This window comes from Ruegeria sp. YTSA168, assembly GCF_059610045.1.
This window is the reverse complement of record NZ_JBXWMW010000002.1, coordinates 401,545-425,308: the sequence shown is the minus strand read 5'-3', so window position 1 is coordinate 425,308 and position 23,764 is coordinate 401,545. Positions and strand designations below refer to the sequence as shown.

At 56.5% G+C, this 23,764-nt stretch carries 25 protein-coding genes; 9 read left to right on the top strand and 16 right to left on the bottom strand.

The annotated features are described in order from the left end of the window. The first annotated feature begins 1 nt into the window (after position 1). Complete coding sequence (locus AC2FFE_RS05735; protein ID WP_496846118.1) at positions 2–808, top strand: class I SAM-dependent methyltransferase; 807 nt, start codon at positions 2–4, stop codon at positions 806–808. 39 nt (positions 809–847) lie between these two features. Here AC2FFE_RS05735 and AC2FFE_RS05730 read toward each other — a convergent pair whose 3' ends face one another. The 14 genes from AC2FFE_RS05730 to phnX form a co-directional block, all read right to left on the bottom strand. Then, a complete protein-coding gene (locus AC2FFE_RS05730; protein ID WP_496817911.1) occupies positions 848–1,474 on the bottom strand; it encodes a DapH/DapD/GlmU-related protein in 627 nt (208 codons plus the stop codon). Positions 1,475–1,505: 31 nt separating this feature from the next. Beyond that, complete coding sequence (gene phnE, locus AC2FFE_RS05725) at positions 1,506–2,363, bottom strand: phosphonate ABC transporter, permease protein PhnE (protein WP_496817912.1); 858 nt, start codon at positions 2,361–2,363, stop codon at positions 1,506–1,508. Further along, the gene (gene phnE, locus AC2FFE_RS05720; protein WP_496846117.1) at positions 2,360–3,292 is read right to left on the bottom strand and encodes a phosphonate ABC transporter, permease protein PhnE; all 933 of its coding nucleotides are present in this window, start codon (positions 3,290–3,292) and stop codon (positions 2,360–2,362) included. Before phnE (AC2FFE_RS05720) ends, phnE (AC2FFE_RS05725) begins: the two co-directional genes overlap by 4 nt. A 62-nt stretch (positions 3,293–3,354) precedes the next feature. Then, positions 3,355–4,260, bottom strand: a complete 906-nt coding sequence (phnD, locus tag AC2FFE_RS05715; protein ID WP_496817914.1) for a phosphonate ABC transporter substrate-binding protein — start codon at positions 4,258–4,260, stop codon at positions 3,355–3,357. Between the two features lie 42 nt (positions 4,261–4,302). Next, complete coding sequence (phnC, locus tag AC2FFE_RS05710; protein WP_496846116.1) at positions 4,303–5,103, bottom strand: phosphonate ABC transporter ATP-binding protein; 801 nt, start codon at positions 5,101–5,103, stop codon at positions 4,303–4,305. 79 nt (positions 5,104–5,182) lie between these two features. Continuing rightward, positions 5,183–6,346 carry an alpha-D-ribose 1-methylphosphonate 5-triphosphate diphosphatase gene (locus AC2FFE_RS05705; protein ID WP_496817916.1) on the bottom strand — a complete coding sequence of 388 codons (1,164 nt, stop codon included), beginning with the start codon at positions 6,344–6,346 and terminating at the stop codon, positions 5,183–5,185. Continuing rightward, on the bottom strand, positions 6,333–7,052 hold the full coding sequence (locus tag AC2FFE_RS05700; RefSeq protein WP_496817917.1) for a phosphonate C-P lyase system protein PhnL: 720 nt from the start codon (positions 7,050–7,052) through the stop codon (positions 6,333–6,335). The genes AC2FFE_RS05705 and AC2FFE_RS05700 overlap by 14 nt, the downstream gene beginning before the upstream one ends. Next, on the bottom strand, positions 7,049–7,846 hold the full coding sequence (locus AC2FFE_RS05695) for an ATP-binding cassette domain-containing protein (protein ID WP_496817918.1): 798 nt from the start codon (positions 7,844–7,846) through the stop codon (positions 7,049–7,051). Before AC2FFE_RS05695 ends, AC2FFE_RS05700 begins: the two co-directional genes overlap by 4 nt. After that, positions 7,843–8,757: an alpha-D-ribose 1-methylphosphonate 5-phosphate C-P-lyase PhnJ gene (locus AC2FFE_RS05690; RefSeq protein ID WP_496817919.1), complete on the bottom strand. Its 915-nt coding sequence runs from the start codon at positions 8,755–8,757 to the stop codon at positions 7,843–7,845. The genes AC2FFE_RS05695 and AC2FFE_RS05690 overlap by 4 nt, the downstream gene beginning before the upstream one ends. After that, the gene (locus AC2FFE_RS05685; protein WP_496817920.1) at positions 8,754–9,818 is read right to left on the bottom strand and encodes a carbon-phosphorus lyase complex subunit PhnI; all 1,065 of its coding nucleotides are present in this window, start codon (positions 9,816–9,818) and stop codon (positions 8,754–8,756) included. The genes AC2FFE_RS05690 and AC2FFE_RS05685 overlap by 4 nt, the downstream gene beginning before the upstream one ends. Beyond that, positions 9,818–10,354 (bottom strand): phosphonate C-P lyase system protein PhnH, encoded by a 537-nt coding sequence (gene phnH, locus AC2FFE_RS05680; RefSeq protein ID WP_496817921.1) that lies wholly within the window; start codon positions 10,352–10,354, stop codon positions 9,818–9,820. The genes AC2FFE_RS05685 and phnH overlap by 1 nt, the downstream gene beginning before the upstream one ends. Continuing rightward, positions 10,354–10,761 (bottom strand): phosphonate C-P lyase system protein PhnG, encoded by a 408-nt coding sequence (locus tag AC2FFE_RS05675; RefSeq protein ID WP_496817922.1) that lies wholly within the window; start codon positions 10,759–10,761, stop codon positions 10,354–10,356. Before AC2FFE_RS05675 ends, phnH begins: the two co-directional genes overlap by 1 nt. Continuing rightward, positions 10,754–11,470 (bottom strand): phosphonate metabolism transcriptional regulator PhnF, encoded by a 717-nt coding sequence (phnF, locus tag AC2FFE_RS05670; protein ID WP_496817923.1) that lies wholly within the window; start codon positions 11,468–11,470, stop codon positions 10,754–10,756. The genes AC2FFE_RS05675 and phnF overlap by 8 nt, the downstream gene beginning before the upstream one ends. A 123-nt stretch (positions 11,471–11,593) precedes the next feature. Then, complete coding sequence (phnX, locus tag AC2FFE_RS05665; protein ID WP_496846115.1) at positions 11,594–12,379, bottom strand: phosphonoacetaldehyde hydrolase; 786 nt, start codon at positions 12,377–12,379, stop codon at positions 11,594–11,596. Between the two features lie 460 nt (positions 12,380–12,839). Here phnX and AC2FFE_RS05660 point away from each other — a divergent pair, with 460 nt between their 5' ends. The 3 genes from AC2FFE_RS05660 to AC2FFE_RS05650 all read left to right on the top strand — a co-directional run bounded on the left by AC2FFE_RS05660 (position 12,840) and on the right by AC2FFE_RS05650 (position 16,603). Next, the gene (locus tag AC2FFE_RS05660) at positions 12,840–13,196 is read left to right on the top strand and encodes a roadblock/LC7 domain-containing protein (protein ID WP_496817925.1); all 357 of its coding nucleotides are present in this window, start codon (positions 12,840–12,842) and stop codon (positions 13,194–13,196) included. A 172-nt stretch (positions 13,197–13,368) separates the two neighbouring features. After that, positions 13,369–15,474: a dynamin family protein gene (locus tag AC2FFE_RS05655; RefSeq protein ID WP_496846114.1), complete on the top strand. Its 2,106-nt coding sequence runs from the start codon at positions 13,369–13,371 to the stop codon at positions 15,472–15,474. A 10-nt stretch (positions 15,475–15,484) separates the two neighbouring features. Then, positions 15,485–16,603, top strand: a complete 1,119-nt coding sequence (locus tag AC2FFE_RS05650) for a P-loop NTPase family protein (protein ID WP_496846113.1) — start codon at positions 15,485–15,487, stop codon at positions 16,601–16,603. Between the two features lie 98 nt (positions 16,604–16,701). On the opposite strand, the gene AC2FFE_RS05645 is transcribed toward AC2FFE_RS05650, so the two are convergent. Then, on the bottom strand, positions 16,702–17,616 hold the full coding sequence (locus AC2FFE_RS05645; RefSeq protein ID WP_496846112.1) for an amidohydrolase family protein: 915 nt from the start codon (positions 17,614–17,616) through the stop codon (positions 16,702–16,704). Next, positions 17,613–18,614, bottom strand: coding sequence for a nuclear transport factor 2 family protein (locus AC2FFE_RS05640; RefSeq protein ID WP_496846111.1), 1,002 nt, complete (start codon positions 18,612–18,614; stop codon positions 17,613–17,615). Before AC2FFE_RS05640 ends, AC2FFE_RS05645 begins: the two co-directional genes overlap by 4 nt. A 146-nt stretch (positions 18,615–18,760) precedes the next feature. Between AC2FFE_RS05640 and AC2FFE_RS05635 the strand changes: the two genes are divergently transcribed. From AC2FFE_RS05635 to AC2FFE_RS05615, 5 genes are all read left to right on the top strand, one after another. Further along, complete coding sequence (locus AC2FFE_RS05635) at positions 18,761–19,810, top strand: ABC transporter ATP-binding protein (protein ID WP_496817931.1); 1,050 nt, start codon at positions 18,761–18,763, stop codon at positions 19,808–19,810. 83 nt (positions 19,811–19,893) lie between these two features. Continuing rightward, positions 19,894–21,120, top strand: coding sequence for an ABC transporter substrate-binding protein (locus AC2FFE_RS05630; RefSeq protein WP_496846110.1), 1,227 nt, complete (start codon positions 19,894–19,896; stop codon positions 21,118–21,120). A 65-nt stretch (positions 21,121–21,185) separates the two neighbouring features. Then, positions 21,186–22,214, top strand: coding sequence for a carbohydrate ABC transporter permease (locus AC2FFE_RS05625; RefSeq protein WP_496846109.1), 1,029 nt, complete (start codon positions 21,186–21,188; stop codon positions 22,212–22,214). Between the two features lies 1 nt (position 22,215). Then, entirely contained in the window at positions 22,216–23,097 is an 882-nt protein-coding gene (locus AC2FFE_RS05620; protein WP_170535375.1) for a carbohydrate ABC transporter permease, read from the top strand. Between the two features lie 134 nt (positions 23,098–23,231). Next, positions 23,232–23,762: an ester cyclase gene (locus tag AC2FFE_RS05615; protein WP_496846108.1), complete on the top strand. Its 531-nt coding sequence runs from the start codon at positions 23,232–23,234 to the stop codon at positions 23,760–23,762. Positions 23,763–23,764: the final 2 nt, after the last annotated feature.

Genomic DNA, 23,764 nt, shown 5'->3' with positions numbered 1-23,764 from the left:
GATGGCAGGAACCATACGTGACGGCGAGGGCCTGCGTGATTTGTCCGGCAGGTCGTTCATGGCCGCCGAGGTTGCTGAGCCCTATGTGCATCGCCCTCCGTACGCGTCCGCGGTGTACGAGAGGCTGGCGCAGCACGTGCGCCCAAACGGGCGTCTTTTGGATCTGGGCTGTGGCGAAGGCAAAATCGCCCGTCCGATGGCGAAGTTTTTTGACGAGGTTGTAGCGGTTGATCCATCTGCAAATATGATTGCCTTGGGCAAGACCCTTGAAAACGGCCAGGCTAGGACCCTCAAATGGGTTTGCGCACGGGCCGAAGATGCGCCGCTGGACGGGCTATTCGACATGGTGACGTTTGCGTCAAGCATTCATTGGATGGATGTTGAGCAGTTGAAGGTAAACCTGCATCCTCACCTAAGCCCAGATCATCTGGTTGCGATTGTTGCAGGGGACGAAGCGTTCGACCCACCATGGGAGGCTGAGTGGCAGGCGTTTCTAAGGAAATGGGTGCCCGAAGTGACAGGACTGCCGCTGGGGTCAAAGGAATGGTCGGCGACACGGCAACGTCATGAAGATCATATGAAGATCATAGAGACGCAGGATTTGATTTCTGAACCGTTCGAGCAATCCGTGGAGGGCTTTGTTCAATGCCAACATTCCCGAAACAGCTTTACGCGTTCGAAGCTGGGCGACCATATCGCGGATTTCTCCGCTGAACTGCATGACCTGTTGGAGCCGCACAGTGATGAACATTGTATGTTGTCATTTCGGGTCAAGACATGCCTGACCTTCGCGAAATTCGTCTATTGAACCAAGCCATTGGCACGCCGTGTGAGGGCAGGGCAGTTCTCAGCGATATTTTTCAACGAACGCGTCGATATCCAGGGCGCGGATGTCAGGCAGGGCCGCCTTATATGTCTCGCGTGGCCAGTCCCAGACGGCGATCTCTTGCAAAGCTTCGGCCTGAGCCGCGCTGAAACGGCGTTTGATAAAGCGCGCGGGTACGCCACCAACCACGGTATAGGGATCCACATCGCGCGTCACGACGGCCCCGGCTCCGATAACGGCCCCGGTGCCGATATTGACGCCTGCAGTGACCGTCACCCCGTGACCGATCCAGACATCATGGCCGATGGTGACCCAGTTTTTCTTACGCCATTCGAAAAAATCGTGATCGTCCTCGCCCAGCCCATAGGCCTGGGCTCGATAAACCGAATGGTGTTGAACCGCGCGCCAGGTCGGATGGTTGCCCGGGTTGATGCGCGTTGAATTGGCGATTGAGCAGAACTTGCCAATTGTCGTCCACACAACGTGACACGACTGGGTGATATAGGAATAGTCCCCCATCGAGGATGACTTCATCACCGTGTTTCTTCCCACTTCCGTCCAGATCCCCAACTCGCAATCATCGACAATTGCGCCGTCATGAATTGTTGGGGTTTCGCTTAGCGGGTTCTTTGATCCAGCTCCGGACATGGGTTTTCCAATCACAGCTGAGGCAGCGCGTTTAGTGCGCGCCTTCCCATTTGCCGATCACCCTTGTGCGGATACGGGCAGAAAGGTAATCGATCAGATAGACCATGGCGATGATCATGAAGATGATGGTCCAGGCCTGATCCCAGAAATAGCCGCTGATCCGGTCGCTGAGCATAAAGCCAATACCACCCGCGCCGACGATCCCTAGGATGGTGCTGGAGCGCACATTGGATTCAAAGTTATACAGCAGAACCGACAGATGCACCGGCAGAACCTGCGGCATGATCGCATAGCGGATGGCTTGTACGCGTGACCCGCCTGAGGCCACGACCCCTTCGACCGGGCGCCGCGATGTGTTTTCCAGCGCCTCTGAGAACAGTTTTGAGAAGGTGCCAACCTCGGACACGGCGATAGCAAGGATACCTGCGAGTGGTCCAAGCCCGAAGGCACGAATGAAAATCAGCGCCAGGATCAGCGTCTCGAACGCGCGAATGACGTCATAGAACCGCCGTGAACCCTGACGCAGCCAGAAAATCCGGTTGATGTTCTTGGCTCCGAGAAAAGACAGCGGAAAGGCAACGATGGCCCCCAGAAGCGTACCCATGAACGCCATTGCGATGGTTTCACCCAATGCGCGGAACACCTCAAGCCATTCGGCCCAGGTAGCCCAAAGATGCGGGGGAAACATGAAGGACATGACCCGCCCCAACCGTTGCAAGCCGGTCCAGATACGTTCGGGTGAGAAATTGAAATCGTAAAGGCACCAGGCGAACAGACCGAAGAACCCGACCCAAAGTGCGATTTTCCGGGCCCGGATGACGGCTGTGTCCCGGAAGGCCCGGGGATGTTCGGCTATCATCTGTCGAATGTGCGCATCCGTCGGGGTCATGTCGCAGGTCCTTTCTCAAGGCCGATGATACGGTGGCGCAGTTTTTCCGAGCCGTAGTCAATAACCATGACTGTCGTGAAGATAATCAGGAACAGCGCTGACAGATCGGTGTATTCCTGCAAGGAGAGCGCCTCGCGGAACTCCTGGCCCAGCCCGCCAGCACCGACATATCCGATGATCGACGAAGCGCGCACATTGATTTCGAACCGCAGCAACGTGTAGCTGATGATGTTCGGCAGCACCTGTGGCACTGCTCCATATCGGATCTGGTCGAACCAGGTTCCGCCAGCGGCTTTCACGCCTTCCAGCGGGCGCATGTCGATGTTTTCATTCACTTCGGAATAAAGCTTGCCCAGAGCTCCGGTTGCATGCAGGCCAATGGCCAACACACCAGCCATCGGACCAACCGAAAAGCAAAAGACAAAGATCAGGGCCCAGACAAGGTCAGGCACGGTGCGGGCGATCTCAAGATACCGGCGGCTGATCCACAAAACCCATTTGTTTGGCGCCAGGTTGCGTGAGGCTGGGAAAGACAGAAGAAAGCCGCCGATCACCCCAAGCGTTGTGGCCATGAATGCGATCAGAATGGTTTCGATCAACAGGTTCAGCCAGGTTTTCCAGCGCCAGAACCATTCCGCCAGATCGGTGCCCAGACTGTCCCAATGCAATACCGGCAGGGTCTTTTCGATGAATTCACCCAGGCGCGGAATGCCAGCCGGGATGATCCAGCGCCACTCGCGTGCGCCATCAGACGTTGTGACCTGAGTCACTTTGAAAAAATCGCCAAGCCACGCGGAAAACGTGAAGAAGGCAAGAAAAAGGATGCTGGCGATCAACCAGGTTAGTTTTGCTCGCCCTCGCTGCGCGGCATAGTCCAATTCAAACTGATCGACAGGACGCAGTGGCGTCACATCCGCAACAGCAACCATGTTTGAGACCCCCAGAACTAAAGACCCCCGCCAGATGGGCGAGGGTCCAGGTCATGTGTGCTTTATGAGCGGCGCTGCTTTTTTAGCCAGTCGCGCATGTCTACAATCCACTGATAGCGATCATGGTCGACTTCGATCCAGCCGGTCTGAGGGTTCGGGGCATCTTCGACCTCACCGGTCATGGCCTTGAAGGCTTCGGGGTTCTTTTCGGGGATCGTCATAACCAGATCCTTCATCGCATCTTTCAGCTCCTGCGGGATGTTCTTGCGGGCTGTGAAGGGGCCAGACGTGATTTCGGGGCTTTCCCAGATCGGGCAGATCTCACCTTCGGAGATCATGCCTTTTTCGATCATGCGCTGCCAACGGCCGTCGACCGCGTTGTTCTGCCATGTCGCAGCGGCGTCAAAGGTGCCTTGCGATACACCAGCAACGCCAGCTTCATGAGAGCCCGAGAAAGGAATGGCCGAGAAGAAGGTCTTGGGGTCAACTTCTTTGGCAATGTTGAAGTAGGGCACCGCGTAGCCCGAGGTGCTGTCGGGGTCAGCGAAAGCAAGCACTTTGCCTTCCAGATCCTGAATGCTGTTGTAGCCGTCTTCGCAACGGGTCACCACAACCGAGTAATATCCGGTGGACCCATCCTCGCGCAGGCGCGAGACAAGTGGTTCAACCTTGCCCTCGGTCCCGGTATAGGCCGCGGCATATGAGGATGAGCCGAAGAAGGCGAATTCGATCTGGTCGGCAGCAATGGCTTGGATCACGCCGTCATAGGACCCGGCGGTGAAGATTTCGACTTCGACGCCCAGTTCGCTTTCCAGATATTCTTCGAATGGGGTGTACCGGGCGATCCGGTCTTTTTCATTTTCGCCCGACAGGATGCCGAATTTGATGACCTGATAGTCATCTTTCCAGTCAGCAGCGGCTGAGGTTGCCATTAGGGCGGCTAGCGCAGTGGTTACAAGGTATTTCATGTTCAGGTCCCCCTGGGTTTGGTTTGGCGATTGGATCTTTGGTCAGGCAGGCAAGGCGACGGATTGGGTCGACGTCACCGCCTCATTGAATTCTCGCAGGCCTTCCAGCCCGTATATGTCGCGCACCACATCGTCGGTAAGCTGTGCTGCGGTTCCGTCAAAGAAGATGCGACCCGCGCGCATCGCGATGATCCGGTCGCAATAGGCGCGTGCGGTATCCAGTGTGTGCAGGTTGACAAGAACGGTCAGGCCGTCTTCTTGGTTGATCTCACGCAGGCCGTTCATGACCAGCGTTGCATTCGCCGGATCAAGAGAGGCGATGGGCTCATCCGCCAGCATGATTTTCGGCTGTTGCACCAACGCTTTGGCGATGGCTACGCGCTGTTGCTGACCGCCCGACAATGTGCCCGCCCGCTGCAGCGCTTGCGGGACCAGATCAAGCCGGTCCAACGCCTGTAGGGCCATGGTGCGTTCCGCATCGGTGAACTGCATCGCCATCGAGCTGAAAAAGCCGTGTTCCGCCAAACGCCCGATCAAGACGTTGGTCAGAACGTCCAAGCGATCCACAAGGTTGAATTGTTGAAAGATCATTGCGCAATCGCGCCGCCAGTTGCGCAGTGCTTTGCCTCGCAAGCTGGTGATCTCGGCGCCTCCAAACGAAATCGACCCCTGCGTGGGGTCGATAAGTCGATTGATAAGGCGCAGCATGGTCGACTTGCCCGCGCCCGAGCGGCCGATGACACCAACAAACTGTCCGGGCGCGATATCCAGCGAAACACGATCTACGGCATGTGTCTCACCAAAGGTTTTCGAGACATTTGACAGGGTCAGAGCAGCGGTCATGGCGATTCATCCGAATGAATTATGCGCAGACCATCACCTGTATGTGTGACGTCACGGAGTCTGATTTGTAAAAGTTTGATTACGCTACAGCTGCGACCCGCTGTGCCTCAGAGCTCAACACAACCGACCCGTTCGAAAAGACCGTGTTGCCTGCGCTTAAGGTGTGCACAACGCGATCCGACGCGTCGACAACGGCCATGTCCGCACGCTTGCCCACCGCGATTTCTCCTCGATCGGCCAATCCAAGCGCGCGTGCAGGGTTGGCCGATGCCAGACGGACTGCACCGGCCAGACCGCCTGGGTCTGCAGGTGCAAGGGCGCGGATAGCAGGCAGAATGGCCGCCGGGTGATAGTCGGCGGCAAGGATATGCAGCAACCCGGCAGCATGTGCGTCACGTGCGGACAGATTGCCCGAATAGCTCTGCCCGCGCATCGCATTTGGCGCGCCCATGGCGATCATCAAACCCCGATCAGCGGCCGTTTCGGCGGCTTCCATCGTTACCGGAAACTCGCTGATGACAGCGCCGATATCCGCCATAAGATTGGTTTTGGTGACGGTATCATCGTCATGGCTGGCCATGGCGATGCCAAAGCCTTTGCACAGGCGCGACACTTTATTGAGATTTTCCAAGATTTGCTCGGTCGGTGTCGCGGCTGCAATCTGGGCCTGAACATTCGCCCTGGCCTGTTCCGCTGTGATCCCGTCATGGGTCCGATAGGCGACAAGCTTTTCCAGATCGCGATACTGGCCCTGGCCCGGTGTGTGGTCCATCACCGACACCAGATCGACGGCCTGCGCTTGCAACAGCCCCTCAAGTGCGGCGATAGCGTCGGTATATGTCATATCAAACCGCGCATGAATTCGGTGATCGACACGCAGACCCTGAATATTGTCCTTCAATGCCCGGATAATCGTACTGGTATGATCGAAAGACCTGCGTTCGCCGTCTTTCGCATTGCGCGAGAAAGAAACGCCCGCATAAGCGGTGGTGACCCCTGACGCAGCCAAGCGCGCATCCAGATGACCCACTGCCACGTTCATTGGGAAATCGACCCCGGGGCGTGGTTCAAGTTCCAACTCGATCATATCGCCATGCATGTCGATGAAACCGGGGAAGAGTGTGAGGCCGGATGGCGTTCCGCTGCTTTCCGAAAGCTCGGCGATCACTCCGTTTTCGATGCGCAGGCTGCCATTTTCGATTACCCGGTCGGCCAGGATGATCTTCATATCAGAGAGCCACATCGTCACGTTCCTCTTGTGGTGTTGCGTTCGGGGTCAGATCGACAACCCGGTCGATCAGATGCATCACGTCATCGGGGTGATGAAACACGCCAATCATGGCGGTGCCTTCTTGTTTTAGCTCTTTCAGGCGCGCCACCAACGCCGCCCGCGCATTCGCGTCGAGCGAGGCTGTTGGTTCATCAAGCATAAGCAGTTTTTGCGGCAGGATCAGTGCACGGGCCAGATTGACCTTTTGCTGCTCACCACCGGAAAACGTTGTCGGATAGGCGGCCCAAAGGTCGGGTTTGACCCCAAATGTCTCAAGCGCCTTGCGCGCCGCATGCAGCGCAGCATCAGCGTCCCAACCGGCAAGGCGCAGGGGTTCGGCGACGATGGCCTCGGCGCTGACCCGTGGGCGGGCTGTCAGAAACTGGGTGACAAACCCAATTTCGGTGCGCCGGAGATGGGCGATATCCACATCCGCTGCGCGTGCCAGATCAATCAACCCATGGCTTGAATGAAATCTGATCTGACCTGCGCGCGGCAGGTAAGACCGATAGAGCGTGCGCAAAAGCGTGGATTTTCCCGCGCCATTGGCCCCTTTCAGCAACACGAACTCTCCGGCGGCCACGTTGAATGAGATATCTTCGAACGCGCCGATTTCTTTGCGGAGGTGATGCAGCGAAAAACCCTTGGTGAGGCCGTGAATTTCCAGAACCTGCGTCATAGTTTTGCGTGCACCAGCTGCTGTGTATAGGCGTGTTGCGGATCCTGAAAGATCTGGTCTGCCAGACCGGTCTCAACCACTTCGCCCCGCCGCATGACCATGACCCGGTCGGCTAACGTGCGTATGACACCCAGATCATGGCTGACGATCACCATCGTGATCCGGCGATCCTGTTGCAGACGCTTGAGCGTATCCAGCACCAGCGCCTGCACACTGACATCAAGCCCCGTGGTCGGCTCATCCAGCAACAACAGTGCGGGTTCCAGCGCGATGGCCTTGGCCAGTTGCACCCTCTGTTGCATGCCGCCCGACAGCTCAATCGGCGGCGCGTCCAGACGATCCAGCGGAAATTCAGAGGCATCAAGCGCCTCGGTTGCAGCCTTTCGCAGCGTGGCAAAGTTGCGCTCGCCCGCGACCAACAGACGTTCTGCAACGTTACCGGAAGACGAATGTTTCATCAGCAATCCCAGATGCGGGTTCTGATAGACAATGCCGATCCTGGTGGCACACAACATGCGCCGCGCGAAACGGTCCAGATCAAAAAGATTCCCGGAAACATCGGGCAGGTCCAGCGTATAGCTGCCACAATCCGGTGTTTCTTCGAGGTTCATCATCCGCAAAAGCGTCGACTTCCCCGATCCGCTTTCGCCAACGATACCCAGAACCTCACCGGGATAAGCATGGGCGGAAACACTGTGCACGGCCTGTACGGGACCGTAGGATTTGCTGACATCGCGCACTTCCAGCAGGGGGCGCGTATCGACAAGGCGAGGGGCATCAAGCGTGATGGTCATTGCGGTAACTTTCCGTCCTGGTACCAGGTCTCACCCCGCGTTTCGCCCTCGCCATCGCGCGCGCGGATGGTTTTCACACCCCATTCGCTGTCGGATACTTCGTAGGTCGAGCTTCCGTTATCCTGAGGGATTTCGTTCATGAAGAAGCCCCGCGTGCCCGACCGGGTGCAGGTAAGGTGCCCGTGATCTTCAACCCGATAGGAAATGTCTGAAAACACCAACGGTTCGACCCGCGTAAAAGGTGGAACGGCAAAGATACGCTTTTCACGGCCTGCCGACAGGATGGTCAGGTGCTTGGCCATATGCAGCTTGGGCACATCCCAACGCGGGATTGGTGAGGGCGTCATCACATGCCGCCCATGCACAAGGCTGGGATAGGACGCGCCCTGCATCACGCGGCCCGACCGCACGATCTGTTCATAGAGTTGCAGCCACATCCGCCCGTAATCCGCATCTGCATGCATCTGCCGTGCGATCGACATGTTTGGCTGGACAGGGCGCAAGGGTTCGGGATTGGGCACCTGCAGAACAAGGATCTGGTCCTCGCGCAAAATCTCTTCGGGGATGCGGTGGCGCGATTGAATCAGGTCTGCCTCCAGAGTGTCCATCGTCACCGGCGTGCCCGCAACGCGCGCGATAAAGCGGCGAATTGAAGCGGCGTTGACGCTGTCATCCGCGCCTTGATCGATGACTTTGACACAGGTTTTGGGGTTCACCAGTGTCAGAGACACCTGTAATCCACCCGTGCCCCATCCACGCGCCATCGGCACTTCGCGGCTGGCATAGGGCATCTGGCATCCGGGCACGGCGACGGATTTCAGCATCTTGCGCCGAAGTTCGCGCTTGGCTGATCCATCCAGAAAGCCATAGCTCAGCGCTTCCCAGGGCTTGGTCAATGCGGCAAGGGTCATTCGGCAGGTTCCGTTTCAGAGGCGTTCGCCGCTTTGTTCGCCTTTGCATCGCGCATCGCATCAAGCGACGATTGAAACGTGACGTAATGCGGCAGTTTGAAGTGAATACAAAAGCCCGAGCTTTCGACGCCTTCGGTATGGTAAAGGAAGAACTCCTCTTCGGTCGCAGAACCTTTTTCAGCCCCGGGACTGTTGAGGTCCAGCGTGGCGGCGGCGATGCATTTGACCTCGTTCCATCCAAAGGTCGCAGCGTATCCGATGCCAAGCTTTTCGCCTTTTTTGTCGACGACCTCAGCCTGGCTGACTTTGACACGCCCGGCAGAGAACTGACGCCCATCGGGATGCTGAACCGCGATCTCAGCCTCGGCCAGCCGCAACTCGTTTACGGTTGGATGCGCCGGCCCATAGCCACGCATGGCCGCATAGCCCAGGGCCAATACACCGCCGGTTTCTGCCCGCGCGAGGCTTTGTAGCGTATGCGCCCGTTTGGACGGGAACAGCAACGGCTCTCGCGTCAGGTCGGGAACATCGTTGCCAGAGGTTGCATCCTGTTCCGGCAAGTCCAACAGATCGTTTTCCGCCTGCCACGCGCTGACTGCAGGCTGATAGGCGGACGACGGTTCCGGCGCCGGATCAACGGGCTCCGGCGCATAGGGTTCACCCTGCAACACATCAGTGGCCAGAATGCGATGCGCGTAGTCCAGTGTTGGCCCCAAAACCTGCCCGCCCGGAATGTCCTTGAAGGCCGCTGAAATCCGCCGATGCGTGAACAGTTGATCCTGTTCGACAGGGGCTGCGACGCTCAGGCGTGGTTGCGTCGTGCGCCAGGCACGCAACAGCAATACGGCCTCATAAAGCTCACCGCCCGTCTGCGCCAATGCCAGCGCGGCAAGGTCTTCGTCATATAGCGAGGCCTCACCCATCACCCGGTCGATCAGATAGGGCAGGCTGGTCTTGATCTCCTCGACGCGGTCACGTTCAAAAGGGCCCATGGCCTCACGGAACAAGCGCTCGGACTGTTCGATGGCTTTTTCGCCGCCGCGTGTTGCGACATAGGCCATCAGATCACCTCGACCGTGGTGGAACGCGGTACGCCAAGCAGCTGGGTGTCGTCCACAACGAACAGATCGAACCCCATCGGATAGCGGATTCGCGCTGCACGGGTGGACCAAAAACCAGAAGGCAGGCCGTCGATCCGCAGCTCGACTGTTCCGTCAACGCCAGGACCCGTCAGGCGCAGCGCCGGGCCGGCCCCGATCTTCGCGCGGATGATGACGGTTGCACCGTCATCCGGATAAAGATCGCTGCCCAATGCCACGTGATCAATCGCCGCGCCGGATGTCAGTGCGCCAAGAAACACGTGATCGGCCTGATCAATCTGGGCGATCTCGGCGCCGCTGCGCATGATTTCCGGCACCAGTAGTGCATCAGCGGAATGAACGCGGCATTCGCGATCCAGCAGCGCGGCAACAATCGATGCCTCGGCGGGCGCAGGAAGCGTTTGGATCGATCCGGGGCGGCTGAGCGCCCAGAGCAGCGCATCAAAGGCCGAGTTTTCCAGTGTTTCCGAAGCGCTGGGAAGTGGAGTGGCCCGCATCAGAACGTCTCCATATTCACGCGGGTGGCTTCGACGCGGCGCATCATTTCCACATCCTGCTGCTCAAGCGCTTGCGCCTCGCGGTCACAAAAGGCGATGCAATCGTCGGCCCGCACATCGCTTGCCAATGCCAGGTCGATCAGCGCCATCGCCATCGAGGCCTCAAGATCATGACCCCGGCGCATGCCATAGCCGTCTATGCCTGCTTTGCGGATATGTGCCTCGCTCATCAGAACTTCGCCCAGATGGAAAGCAACACCCTGTGCGGTGTCCCGCATTGGCAGCATCACCAACCCACTGCGCGATTGCAGGACCTCAATCTCACCCAGATCATCAATCAGCGTTTCAGCAAAGGCTTTGAGCCGTTCGGCATTGGCGCGGGCCAATGTGCCGAGGGTCTTATCCATCCGAATGCTCCATCGTGAAGGTCACGCGGGCGGCGGACCAGATCACCCGGCTGTGCGATATCGGTGTGCCATCCAGAGTCGCATCCACTGCCGCGACAACCATCACGGGGACATCGGCATGCTGCTTGAGCCTTTTGACCTCCTCTGATCTTGCCGGTCGGGAGTAGATCGAGGTTTGTTGGCGCACATAGTCAAGTATGCCGTAGGATCGATAGGTTTCAGTGGTTGACCCCAGCACATCCCGCCGTTCGGCGAAATCCGGGAACCGTTCTCCGCAATGATACGAGGTGCCAAAGGCAACTGGCAGATCATTTGCCATCGTGATCCGATGGCTTTCAATGACAAGCGCGCCAGAGTTGAGCAACAGCGCCTGCGCTACAGCATCCGGTGCGCGGACCCGCGCTGCCGAGATCAACTGGCTTGAAACATCGACCCCTTGTGGGATCAGATTGCGGCGTAGCCGTGTGCGCTTGCCGATCTGATAGGTCAACCGTGGGGTCTCGGCAACAAAGGTGCCGCGCCCTTGCTCGATGCTGATCTTGCCGTCCCGTGCCAGGGCGTCCAGCGCGCGACGCACCGAATGGCGCCCAAGTGCGAACCGGTCTGCAAGCTGCGTTTCTGTCGGCAACTGATCCCCGGCTGACAATCGGCCTGTGCGAATGTCATCGACGATCTCGTCCCGAATAGTTGTCCAGGTTTTGCGTGTCATATCTGATTCATCCGAATGAATTTTGATTTAGCGGTCACGCGTGACAACCACGTGACATTTTATCAAAAAGACATCGTAGATATCTGGGATGCGCAAAACCTCTTTTAGAAGGTTCAGTTTGCGTCAGGCGGCGGCGTTCAGCTGCCTGATCAAAGCGGGCAGGTCGGCCACTGTGTCGATGACGTAATCGGCCCCGGCGTCCTTGAGTATCTGTGTTGCGCGCGTGCGAAGGTGATCGATTTCTGCGTCTGACAGCGCACTCAACTCTTCGGGTGTTCTGCCAACTGCATTGCCCGATAGGGACACCCCGACAGTAATACAGCCAGCAGCGACACCTTCCTTGATGCCCGGTTCGGTATCATCGACCTTGATGATCGCTGACGGTGGGTAGGCCACCAGATCGACCATGCATTTATACATACCCAAAGGGCCGGGGCGACCTTCGGGCAAGTCGTCCGAACAGACCAGATTGTCAGGCGCGTACCCTTGGCGCGCTGCCACTGGCAGCACATGCTCCATGATGGATCGGGTGTATCCCGTTGTTGAACCGATCTTGAGGCCCATCGCCCGCAGCTCATCAATCGCGGCTTTGCCTCCGGGAACAAGATCAGCATAGTCGGCGGCCACTTTTTCATTCATCGGAACGAAGACCTGATAGACCTTGTCGACATCTGCGTCTGACGGGGCTGCGCCGTACTTCGCCGTCCACTGCGCGGCAATCTCTGGCATATCCATCATTGTGCGGATGTGATCCCACTTCGGCGCCCCCATGGGCGCGCGCGCCTGTTCGATGGTGGCCTTGATATCAAACTGCGCGAATGCTTTGACAAAAACACCCATTGGCGCGAATGAGCCAAAGTCAACCATTGTTCCTGCCCAGTCAAATACGACGGCTTTGAAGTGGTTCATAAGAGTTCCCTGTGTTCGAGGCGTTGGCCGCTTTGTTGCATAATCTGATCAGTGTTGCACTGTTTTAGGCAGAGACGATTGCGCGTGTTGCTGGACAGGTCCTCGCCGCTGCGAGTAACTGCGCGGGCATCATCCCCGCGCAGTATCTATGCGGACATGAAACTGAGTGCCCGACGTTGCGTGCCATTGTCATGGCTAAGGTTGCCCTTGCGGCAACTTTTTTGGCGATTCAACCTAAAGGATAAGAAATTCCTGCACTCTAATCATCTTTTGTTTCAAGGGAATTTCTTTATATCACATTGATATTAATGTAAGTTTTGTGAGAAAGAAAAACCTGATGGAGAGATAAAGTCACTGGTTAGTGAGTGGTGCACAAACCCCGTTCTAAACACCCATTTACCTCGAATTTGACACAATAGATATCCAAATCTTGCCTACCAAAACATGGAGCAAGAAATACATGTCCACTGACATCTCACCACTCAAAGATATCGCCGGTTTCATCGGCGCATGCCTCGTCGATAGTGAATCCGGCATGATGCTGGCCGCCGAAGCAGGTGCCGGTAAATTCGATCTGGAAGCTGCTGGCGCTGCCAACACTGAAGTCGTCCGCGCAAAGAACGCAGCCATCGAAGCGCTGGGTCTGAAAGAAAAGATCGAAGACATCCTGATCACTCTGGACACTCAGTATCACCTGATCCGTCCGCTGTCGTCGAACTCCAGCATCTTCATCTATGTTGCGCTGAGCAAGAAACAGGCAAACCTTGCGATGGCACGTTTGAACGTACGTAAAGTTGAAGAAACCCTGAGCATCTAAGGTGCGTATTGGGTGGCGTCATGCCACCCAGCCACCCCCCCCCGGCCGAAGTCAGGTTCGCGTATTTAAAATCCTGATCATGGCGGCGGCTTAACTTTAGACGTACCCTTCTGTGCCGCGTTCGATCCCAGCACGAAGCTTTATGTGAGTATAATCCAAAGGTAGGAAACACATGAACATCGCACCTCTGCAAAAGAAGAAAATCGACAGTATCCGCGATGTGTTGTCTGAATTGGAAAAAGCAAGCAATCTGAAATCGAACTCACGGCTTGCCGATATCAAAACCCGTTTCAAGAACTGCGCAACCAGGGTTGCGATCATTGGGCAGGTTAAATCTGGAAAATCCACCTTTTTGAACGCGTTTCTTGGTGAGACAGGTCTGTTCCCTACAGATGTGAACCCCTGGACATCCGCCATAACCAATCTGCGTATCAATGTGCCGGGTGATCCGACACAAGGCGCGTCATTCGAATTTTTTGATGACCATGATTGGAAACGCATTACCGAAGAATCGCCAGAGGCGTTCCAGAAATTGGCCGAGATGCTACCTGGTTTCGACAGCGAAGTTCTGAAGAGCCAGGGGCAGGAATTGCAGTCGGCCGCCAAAAAGCGATTGGGTAAGCATTATGATGCGCTGCTTGGATCGAAACATGAATATGACTTTCTGACCCCGGATCTGATGGGCCGCTATGTCTGTGTCGGGGTTGAGGCGGACGGGAGTGAGGCGACCTCGTCCTCTGGCCGCTATTCCGCTTTGACCAAGCAGGCGGATATCTATATGCGCAAGCCGGAATTCCTGTCGCCAATCATCATCTCGGACACGCCCGGGGTGAACGATCCGTTCCTGGTGCGGGATGAATACACGTGCCGAAACCTCGATACTGCCGATATCTATCTGATGGTCCTGTCCGTGCATCAGGCACTGACCAACGTGGATCTTGCGCTGCTGAACACGTTGTCCGCGCAGGATGACAAGCACATCATCATCTTCATCAACCGTATTGACGAACTCAGCCGATACGAAACCGAAGTCCCCGAGGTGATCGAAGACGTAACCCTTCGACTGTCCAAGGCTATTCCCGCATCAAATTTCACGGTGATCGCAGGCAGCGCGTATTTGGGGGCTCATCTGTCCGATGGTCACAAGCTTGAAGATGTATTGGAGCCGGAACAGCTGGATGCCTATCTCGATGCAGTCGGGGCCGGCGGGCTGCGGACATATGAGGAAAAGATCGCGCGTTTTGTCGGGCTCGACGCTGTAAAGCGCGAGATTTCCGACCTGATGGACAGCCCACACGGGACCCAGCGTATCGACCGGTTGGCCCGAGACATTGATACCGAGGTTAACAGCCTGAAACTGTCCGCGCAGCGAGAGCATGAAACAATCGAGGCGCATCTGAACAAGGTCGAATCCAACAACGTTCTGGCGGCGGTCAGCGAAATTGACAAAGAAGTAGAGCTGGTTCGCGAAGTTGCCGCGAAGTTTGAAAGCCTGAAAACAAGTGCTGAAAGCCAGGCCCAGTCCACGATCCTGGATGCACGGGACTTTTTGGATGCGCAGTTTCACAAGGAAATCCAAACCTTTGTGGAAACGCAGAAAGAAGTCGTTCAAAACCTGTTTCTGGGGGCCAGCGAGTCAGGTGACAAGCCGGTGGGATTCGAGATCGATATCCTGCCAATTGGCGCTTCGATCCGCGAATTGGCCTCTAAAGCCTATGACGACACCCGCGAGAGAATTGATGCCATCGTTGCCGCGTATCAACGGGCCTCCCTCGACACGATCAGCGGCTCGCTTGGGGAGCAGGCCAAGGCGATTTCATTGGACGATTTGCCAAATCGCGGCTTCTCGTCTTCGCTTGTACTGAAAAAGAAGTCCCTTGAAGCAACTGTCTACCTGCGCAGCAGCTGGGAATTCTGGAAGAAAAACAAAGTAGATGTGGATCAATCCATGTCGGCCATCCAGACTCTGATGAAAGACGAGCTGTATAACGGGTTTGTTGACCTTCTGAATGCCTATGCCATGGCCCTGTCCGAGCGGTTTGACGCAGCAATGGGTAAAGTTCTGGTCAGTTCGAGATTGGCGGAAAGCCAGGTCGAAAAATACATCAGCTTGCTCGAGCGGGACAAGAAAACGCTCATGGAGCTTGTGGAATCTCCGAAAAACCTGTCATTGCTGTCTGACAAGCTGCGCAAGCAGCGGTCGAGCGCCCAAAGCAAGTTGGATGCCCTGACCGCGATAGAGAGCAAGGTGTCCTATTCGACGCCAATGAGTGCGTAGGCGATCAGGAATGTCTTTTGACGCGGTGAGAGAGATGCCACTACCGGAAGTCACGCGTTCGGCGCATAGGGTTGTTGTGTGCGGTGAGGTTGGTTCTGGAAAATCGACCGTCATCAACACGCTGTTGCGCGAGACCACCCTGTCTTATGGGTTGGTCAGTGGTGAGCGCCCGCTCATCATCTTTCGATACGCAAAACAGGCGGGTATTCTGGCGAGGTTCAAATCCGGTGGCAAGGCCATATTCACCAGTTTTTCCCAGTGCCGCGACCTGAAAGGTATTACCAGCCTGACAGTGTTTCATACAAAGACACATCTGAACTCCGTTGAAATCGCTGAGATTCCGACGGATCGAAGCTCCAGAATAAGCGACGAGGCCCAGGCGATCATACGGGACGCCGATACGCTGATTTGGACCACCATCGCCTCGCAAGCCTGGCGGCTGAGTGAGCGGGACGCAGTTCAGAAGCTGGCGCAGTACTGCCCGCCGCGTCGGCTCGCGGTGGTGTCCAGAACCGATATGCTGAAATCGCACTCGGATCGGGATAAGATCCTGAAACGGCTACAGGCCGAAGCGCAGGACTATTTCGAAGACTTCCACTTTATGTATGGTGACAGCGATCTGATCGACTTCTCTCAATATGAAGAAGAAGGGTGGCAGGGAACAGGTGGGTCGGCTCTTTTGTCGACTCTGGTCGGTGGTGTCTTGTCGGACCCTCCGGTCGAAAGTGTAGAAGTGGATAGACCCGAAGTCGAAGAGGGTGAGGCACCTGGCAGCGTTGGGCTTGAGGACCGGCTCAAGACGGTTCCAGCAATCTGCGCGGCGGGTCTGCTGTATCCTGAGGCGTCGGGATCGGAAACCTTGTTCTATGGTGAAAAAGACATCTGCACTGCGATCTCTGTGTTTGCCGAGGACGTCCTGAAAACGCTGACGCACCAGCCTTTCTACCAAGGTCAGGTTTCAGATGAGACACAAATACAGCTCGAACTCAGCGAGTATTTTGTGTTTGTGAGCAAGACAGGTGCGGGAGACGCTGTGTTCTTTGCTGTTTTCGACAAAAAGACGAGCAACATGGGCTTGGCGCGAAAGCAGTTTTTCGGGATTTGCGAAGCGCTTGGCACATCTGTGTGATCGCCCAGCGGCTTCGCAATTGCACCAGTAAACAGGTGACCATGGTCTGGCTGATGTGATCCACTATGACCAGTTGGTGAGATGCGTTTTGCTACAGGCTAGTAGCGGCTCTCAGTGATAGCATCTCGCGCAAATGGGTTGAGATCATAGAAGCGCTCGGCAGTCTCTCGAAAAACAGCCGAGTGCGCGTCGACCGGGATCAGTTTTTGATATGCGCGCATCAGCGTGGTGTAGTCGCCATAAAGCTTGTCGACGGGAAAATTCGACCCGAACATGACGCGCTTAGGCCCGAATTGATTCAGGCATTCTTCGATGATCGGGCGAATGCTATCAATGGTCCAGCAATGATCGAACATCCCCAATCCAGACAGTTTGCAGGTGACATGGGGCAGATCAGACAGGCTGCGTAATCGCTGGGCCCAGTCCTTCAGGCCGGCTGTGCTGCGGTCATGGGGTGATCCCGCGTGGCAAAGGGCGACAGGCGTGTCAGGCGCTTGTTCCAACACGCGGGCGGTCTTGCCCATCAACTCAGGAATGAGTTGCAGATCAAAGCTCAGACCGCGCTGACCCGCCTGCGCCAAGCCGCTTAGGAAATCTGGGTGATCCAGCAGCGTGTTGGTGCCTGTCTGTGCATCCTCACCCGGGGCGCGGCCGACGATCTGGCGAACGCCCCGCACCGTTGGCAATGTTTGGAAACGGTCCAGCTGCGCGGGCAAATCCGGTGACGTCAGATCACAAAACACCACCTGAGCCATGGGCCAGTCCGGGTTGGCATTGGCCACGGATTGCACCCATTGGGCCTCTTGCAGCCCGTTTTCAGCGCCCACCTGAATATGAACCGAGGCGCGAATACCGCAAGCAGCGGCCTCTGACCGGAATTCGGTCAACGGATAGTCGCGCTGAATAGCTGTCGGGTCACCAAAGAACCGTTCGACGCCTCGCGCCATTAGCCAGGGGTAGTGTACGGCTTTCAGGTCCCAAAGATGGTGATGGGCGTCGATCCAATCGGTCATGTTCTGGTTACCTCCGCCATCCGAGCCAGAATATCGACCCCTTGTTGTTTCCAGAAATGCAGAAGATCGATGAATATCCAGTTTTCGGCCAGCTTGTCCCCGGAGCGTCGATAGATATCGATTACCCGGAACTCACCCGTCTTGCCCGTGGCGGGCATACCCATGAACCCGCCGGTGGGGCGTGCCGTGAAGTTCGGCCAGCCAAAGAAACCGCCATAGTGCCCTTCAGCCATGCGGCAGATGTGATTGGTCTTGGAGCGCTCGGCAAACGACGTACGGAATGGCCCGGCGTGTTGTTTTGCATAGCGTTCGATCGTGTAGGTCGCGCCGATGCCAGTAGGCCCCCACCAGATCATATCCTCACACCACGTGCGGCGCAGTTCATCCTCAAGGCTTAGGCCGCTGTCCCAGCGGCCAAGATCGGCGATCATCTTGTTAATCGTGGCCAGTGTCCGGACGCCTTCCTCAGCGGGCTGCGGTCCAAACATCAGGCCATCATGTGTCATCGGTCCGGGTTGAACCAATTGAGCGGCGGTTTGCGGAGGGAAGGGTTGCAGACCCGCCTGCATCATCAGATGTGGGATGTCGAAATACATCGCTGTTTCGGTGATCTTACCGTTCTCTACCCTGTTGAATTCGCAATAGCGCAGGAAGGCCATCTTGCCAGTGGGCGGGATGCCCAGCCAGCTTGTGTCGAACAAGCCCATCAGATGACCCATCGAGACCACCCAGACCGAATTGAACCCGTCGATCTCGTTCGCGCCCGCCATGAACACGTCCATCCGGCGCTGCAAACCGGTCAGGCTGGACCTGAGCGGTTGCCAGAATATACGGGCGACTTCATCGATCCCTTGTAGTTCATTGAAAGGGTGGAATCCCCGCCACACAATCCCATCAGCGCAGTGGTTCGCGAGTGTTTCCACAATGGACGTGTTCTCACATCGACTCAGCGCTTCGTAAAAACCGAGGACAAGTTCTTTCTCGGATTCATATGGCATTCTATTATCTTTCAATGTGTTAGTGATGATTTGGTGGTGCCGACCTTAGAGTTTGCATTCGCATGCAAAAAAAGCTTGCCATAGGCTTTTCTGAATGTCTATGCTTCTGCAAGCGTATGCATAATGAATGCGCAAGGGAGGACAGAATGGCCGAAATTCAACTTCGCAATGTCGGTAAGCGTTGGGGATCATTTGTCGGCGTGGACAATTTTGATCTGACAATTGCCGATAAGGAATTTCTGGTGCTTCTTGGCCCCTCTGGATGCGGCAAGACCACGACAATGCGCATGATTGCAGGTCTGGAAGACGCGAGCGAAGGTGACATCCTGATCGACGGTGCACGCGTCAATGATATGGAGCCTAAGGACCGCGATGTCGCCATGGTGTTTCAGTCCTATGCGCTTTATCCGAACATGAATGTCTATGAAAACATTCGCTTTCCGCTGAAAGTTCGCGGCATTGATCCAGCTTCCCATGATGAAAAGGTACGTCGCGCCTCGGCCATGGTCGAACTGGATGACTTCCTGCATCGCAAACCGGCGGAACTGTCCGGTGGTCAGCGTCAGCGGGTTGCTTTGGCGCGTGCCATCGTGCGCGAACCGAACGTGTTCCTGATGGACGAGCCGCTGTCGAACCTTGACGCCAAGCTGCGGGTTTCGACGCGCGCGCAGATTAAGAACCTGAGCCATGAGCTCGCAGTCACCACCATCTACGTGACCCATGACCAGATCGAAGCGATGACGCTGGCGGATCGCGTGGTGATCATGAAGCAAGGGGTTGTACAGCAGGTCGGCTCTCCGACCGATATCTATGATGAACCAGCAAACACATTTGTCGCCAGCTTTATCGGTAACCCGGCGATGAACCTTGTCGATGGTGAGGTTCAGGGCGGCGTGTTCCGTGCCCAGAGCACCGAGGTGCATGGGTTGAACGCGCCCGATGGCCCGATCACCCTGGGCTTTCGCGCCGAAGACGCGAATGTCGTGGAAAGCGGCGGCGAAATCAACGCCACGATCTACACCCAAGAGCTGTTGGGCGACAGCACAATGGTTTCGGTTCGCATCGGTGGCGCGCTGGTCTCGGTCAAGGCGGACAAGACGTATCGGGCCGAAATCGACGATCAGGTTTCGATCCATATCCACACCGATCATTGCCACTTGTTTGATGCTCAAACAGGGGCGCGCCTGACCGGTTGAACGGTGAAACCAAGCCCGCAACGACGGGACAAACCTAGGTGCAGACTTCGAAGATGCACCCATTCCATTTAGGGAGAAGTACTATGTTTCTAAAGAGAATTGCGTTGGCTGGTTCAGTCGCCGCCTTTGCTGCAAGTGCAGGATATGCCTGCGAAATCGGAGGGCGGGTCAATATTGTTGGCAACGAATTCGCGGCCATTCAGGCGGTTGCGGCCGGTGCAAAGGAATGCACCGGGGCGTCGGTTGAATCCAACCTGACATCCGAGCATCAGACCATCAACGTGGCCGGTCTGTCTGGCAACCCGTCGGAATACACAAGCGCCATCATCGCCAACAGCTCGATCGTGGCGTTGATGAACGAAGACGTCATCCGCCCGCTGAACGATCTGGTGGAACAGCATGGTCAGGATCTGCAGCCGGGACAGTTGATCAAGATTGGCGATGATATCATGGCCGTCGCCTTCATGGCGAATGCGCAGCACCTGATGTACCGTAAGGATGTGCTGGAACAGGCCGGTGTCGAAGTGCCAACCACCTACGAAGAAATGCTCGAAGTGGCCGAGGCTATTCGCGAGCAGGGCATCATGCAGAATCCGGTCGGCGGTGCCTATGCATCGGGTTGGAACTTGGCGCAGGAATTCAACAATATGTTCCTGGGTTATGGCGGCCAGCACTTTAAACCCGGCACGGCTGAGCCCAGTGTGAATTCCGAGGCTGGTGTCAACGCTCTGAACATGATGAAGGCCCTGTCGGAATACATGAACCCCGACTTCCTGACCCATGACTCGAACGCCACCAACGCCGAATACCGTGCGGGTAATGTTGCGATCATGAACATGTGGGGGTCGCGCGCATCGCAGCAGACCACCACCGAAGGCGTGCTGCAAGAGGTGATCGACGGCCACGCAATTGGCGCGCCGCTGACCGTTGGCGGTGGTGAAATTCCCGCGTCGACCCTGTGGTGGGATGGCTGGACTGTCGGCAAGAATATCTCGGATGAAGAGGCCGAAGCCACGTTCATCGCCATGAAACACGGTATCCGTCCGGACATGCTGAACGATGAGACCACGCCGCTGGCGGTCTGGTTGATCGAAGGCTACGAGCCCGCCGCTGATGCCGAAGGCGTGTTTGCAGCAGCCAAAATGGGCACACCTGCCTATCCGATGCTGCCGTACATGGGCCTGATGCACAGCGCGCTTGGCAATGAGCTTGCGGACTTCATGCAGGGTAAGGAAAGCGCTGAACAGGCGCTTGCCGATGTTGAGGCCGCCTATCGCGCTGCCGCGATTGAGCAAGGCTACCTGCAGTAAGACGCCCCTTGTGCGGGCGCCTCTGATGGCCGCCCGCACAAACCAAACGACGCGAGGATTGCAACATGCGCCATAAGACATTCCTTTGGTTCTTCCTGCCCACAGGACTTGCGATGTTGCTGTTCATCGCCATGCCCATCGTATCGGTGGTGATCCAATCGATCTTCGCACCACATCCTGCCGTTTTGCTGGAGGTTGAAAGCTGCACCCCGCTGATCGGCTGCACTACAGAAACGACCATCGACCAGGAGGCCACTGCCGCTCTGCGCAAGGCGCAACCTTTGGGCCGGTTTGTTGGGCTGGGCATCTATTTTGACCGTGGCCACCTGGCAATTCAGGAAATCAGCCAGATGTGGGCCGCCAACGAGACATTGGGCGGCTTTTTCTCGAATCTCGGGAACCTGCCATTCTATCGTGCAATGGCGTTTACGCTGACATTCACCTTCATTGTGACGCCGCTGACGATCCTGCTGGGGCTGGTGATTGCGCTGGCCGTAAACTCGCTGCATCGGCACCTCAAAGGGCTGATGATCTTCTTCTCGCTTCTGCCGATGATCGTCACGCCGCTGATCGGTTCGCTGATCCTGTTCTGGATGATCGACAGTCGCGGTGTTATTGGAAACGCCCTTGTGTACATGGCCGGAGATCCGAATTTCAGCCTCAAGGCCTCGACCGGGCTGATGTGGGTGGCCTTGATGGTCTACGGCGTCTGGAGCTCGGCCCCGTTTGCCTTCGTCGTGTTCTATGCCGGGCTGCAAACGCTGCCACAGGACCAGATCGAGGCCGCGCAGATTGACGGCGCAACCCGTTGGCAACAGGTCAAGTTTGTGGTCGTTCCGCATCTTATGCCGCTGGTCACGTTTGTGGCTCTGATCCAGCTGATGGACAATTTCAAGGTGTTTGAACCAATCATCGGTTTCAGCGCTCAAGCACACGCGCAATCTCTCAGCACCTTTATATTCGACGACCTTGGCGGTGAAACCCGACAGCTGTCATCCGCAGCCGCAACCTCGGTGATGACGATAATCGGGGTCGCCATTCTTTTGTCGCCCGTGCTTGTCCGCACTTGGCGCGACTTTAAAGGAGCACGATAACATGGCCAGCCGCGCACAAAGAATGCCCACAAGCCTTCGGGTCGCCTCGTCCCTGTTCGTGCTCCTTTGGTTTGTTCTAGCTGCCTTTCCATTCCTGTGGACGGTCTGGGGTTCGTTCAAGGTTGAACTTGATTTCTTCTCGATCGCCGACTGGACCAATGCCCTGACCGGTGCTCGGACCGAGGCAGTCTATGGCTCGCCCTTCACCACCACCGGATATGAGGGTGCGTGGATCCAAGAGGAGTTCTGGCGCAACGTTCTGAACACTGGGATCGTGTGTTTCTTTGTGGTCACCATCTCGCTGACCATTGGCACACTGGGGGGCTATGCGCTGTCGCGGTCATCCTATAACTACACGTTCTGGCTATTGATCACGGCGCTGATCTTCCGCGCCATGCCGCCGATCACGCTGGTTTCAGGCTATCTGCTGCCTTTTTTTGAGTGGAACATCTGGGGTATCCTGCCGACCACGATCATCGTGCTAGTGGCGATTAACCAGCCGTTCACCCTGTGGATGCTGCATTCTTTCTTCAAGAACATCCCAAGCGAGTTGGACGAGAGCGCCAAAGTCGATGGCTGCAACCAGTTTCAGGCATTCCGCCGTGTGATCATTCCGGTGATGTGGCCGGGCGTGATTACCACCGGGCTGTTCTCATTCTTGCTGGCCTATAACGACTTTGCCGTCGGCGCGATGCTTCTGTCTGAAAGCAACCGCACTATGGTGCCCGCCATCGCGGCGTTTCTCGGGACCACCCAAACCGAAGGGAATGTGATGTTTGCGGTCGCCGCCGTGGTTTCAGCCACTGTGCCTCTGTTCATCCTGGTTATGTTTTTCCAGCGCCAGATTGTAGGTGGCCTGACCGCCGGGGCGGTCAAGGGCTGATGAGCGCGAGTGCGAGATATAGAGCCCTTGGGCGTCACCCGGCGCTTAACCGGTTGCCAAGAGATTTTCTGTCAGGGGACTGACCACTTTTTTCGACAGGAATATCTCAGAAGTATTATTGAAGGACGAGAAATATGAAGGGTTCCCGCCCCGAACAGGCCGTGCTGACCAAAGACACGGATATGAGCAAAACAGAAGAAACCCGCGCTGTTATCGAGGGCATGGTCGACGGGCTGAACGATCACCGCATCGACGATATTGGCGAGTTTTTCGCCCAAGGCTTTCGCTGGATGGGCAATCAAGGCTGCGGCACCAAGACCGGCCTGCAGGAGTTTCAGGAAAACTGGCAACGCCCGTTCCAGGCGGCGTTCTCGGACAAGACCTGCATTGATGAGGCGCGTCTTTACATGGGGGAATGGGCGGCCGCCTTTGGCCGCCAGGAAGCCACTCATTCCGGTGAGTTTCTGGGGATCGCGCCCACCGGGAAAAGAGTTGAAATCCGGTACATGGATTTCTGGAAAGTTGTCGACGGAAAGATCGTCGACAATTGGGTGAATGTCGATTTCGCCCATGTTGCTGCCCAGCTTGGCGTTGATCTGTTCAACGGGCAGGGCTGGGAAACATTCGACCGGGGAGAGAGAACTCCACCCCGGCCCGACAACTGAGG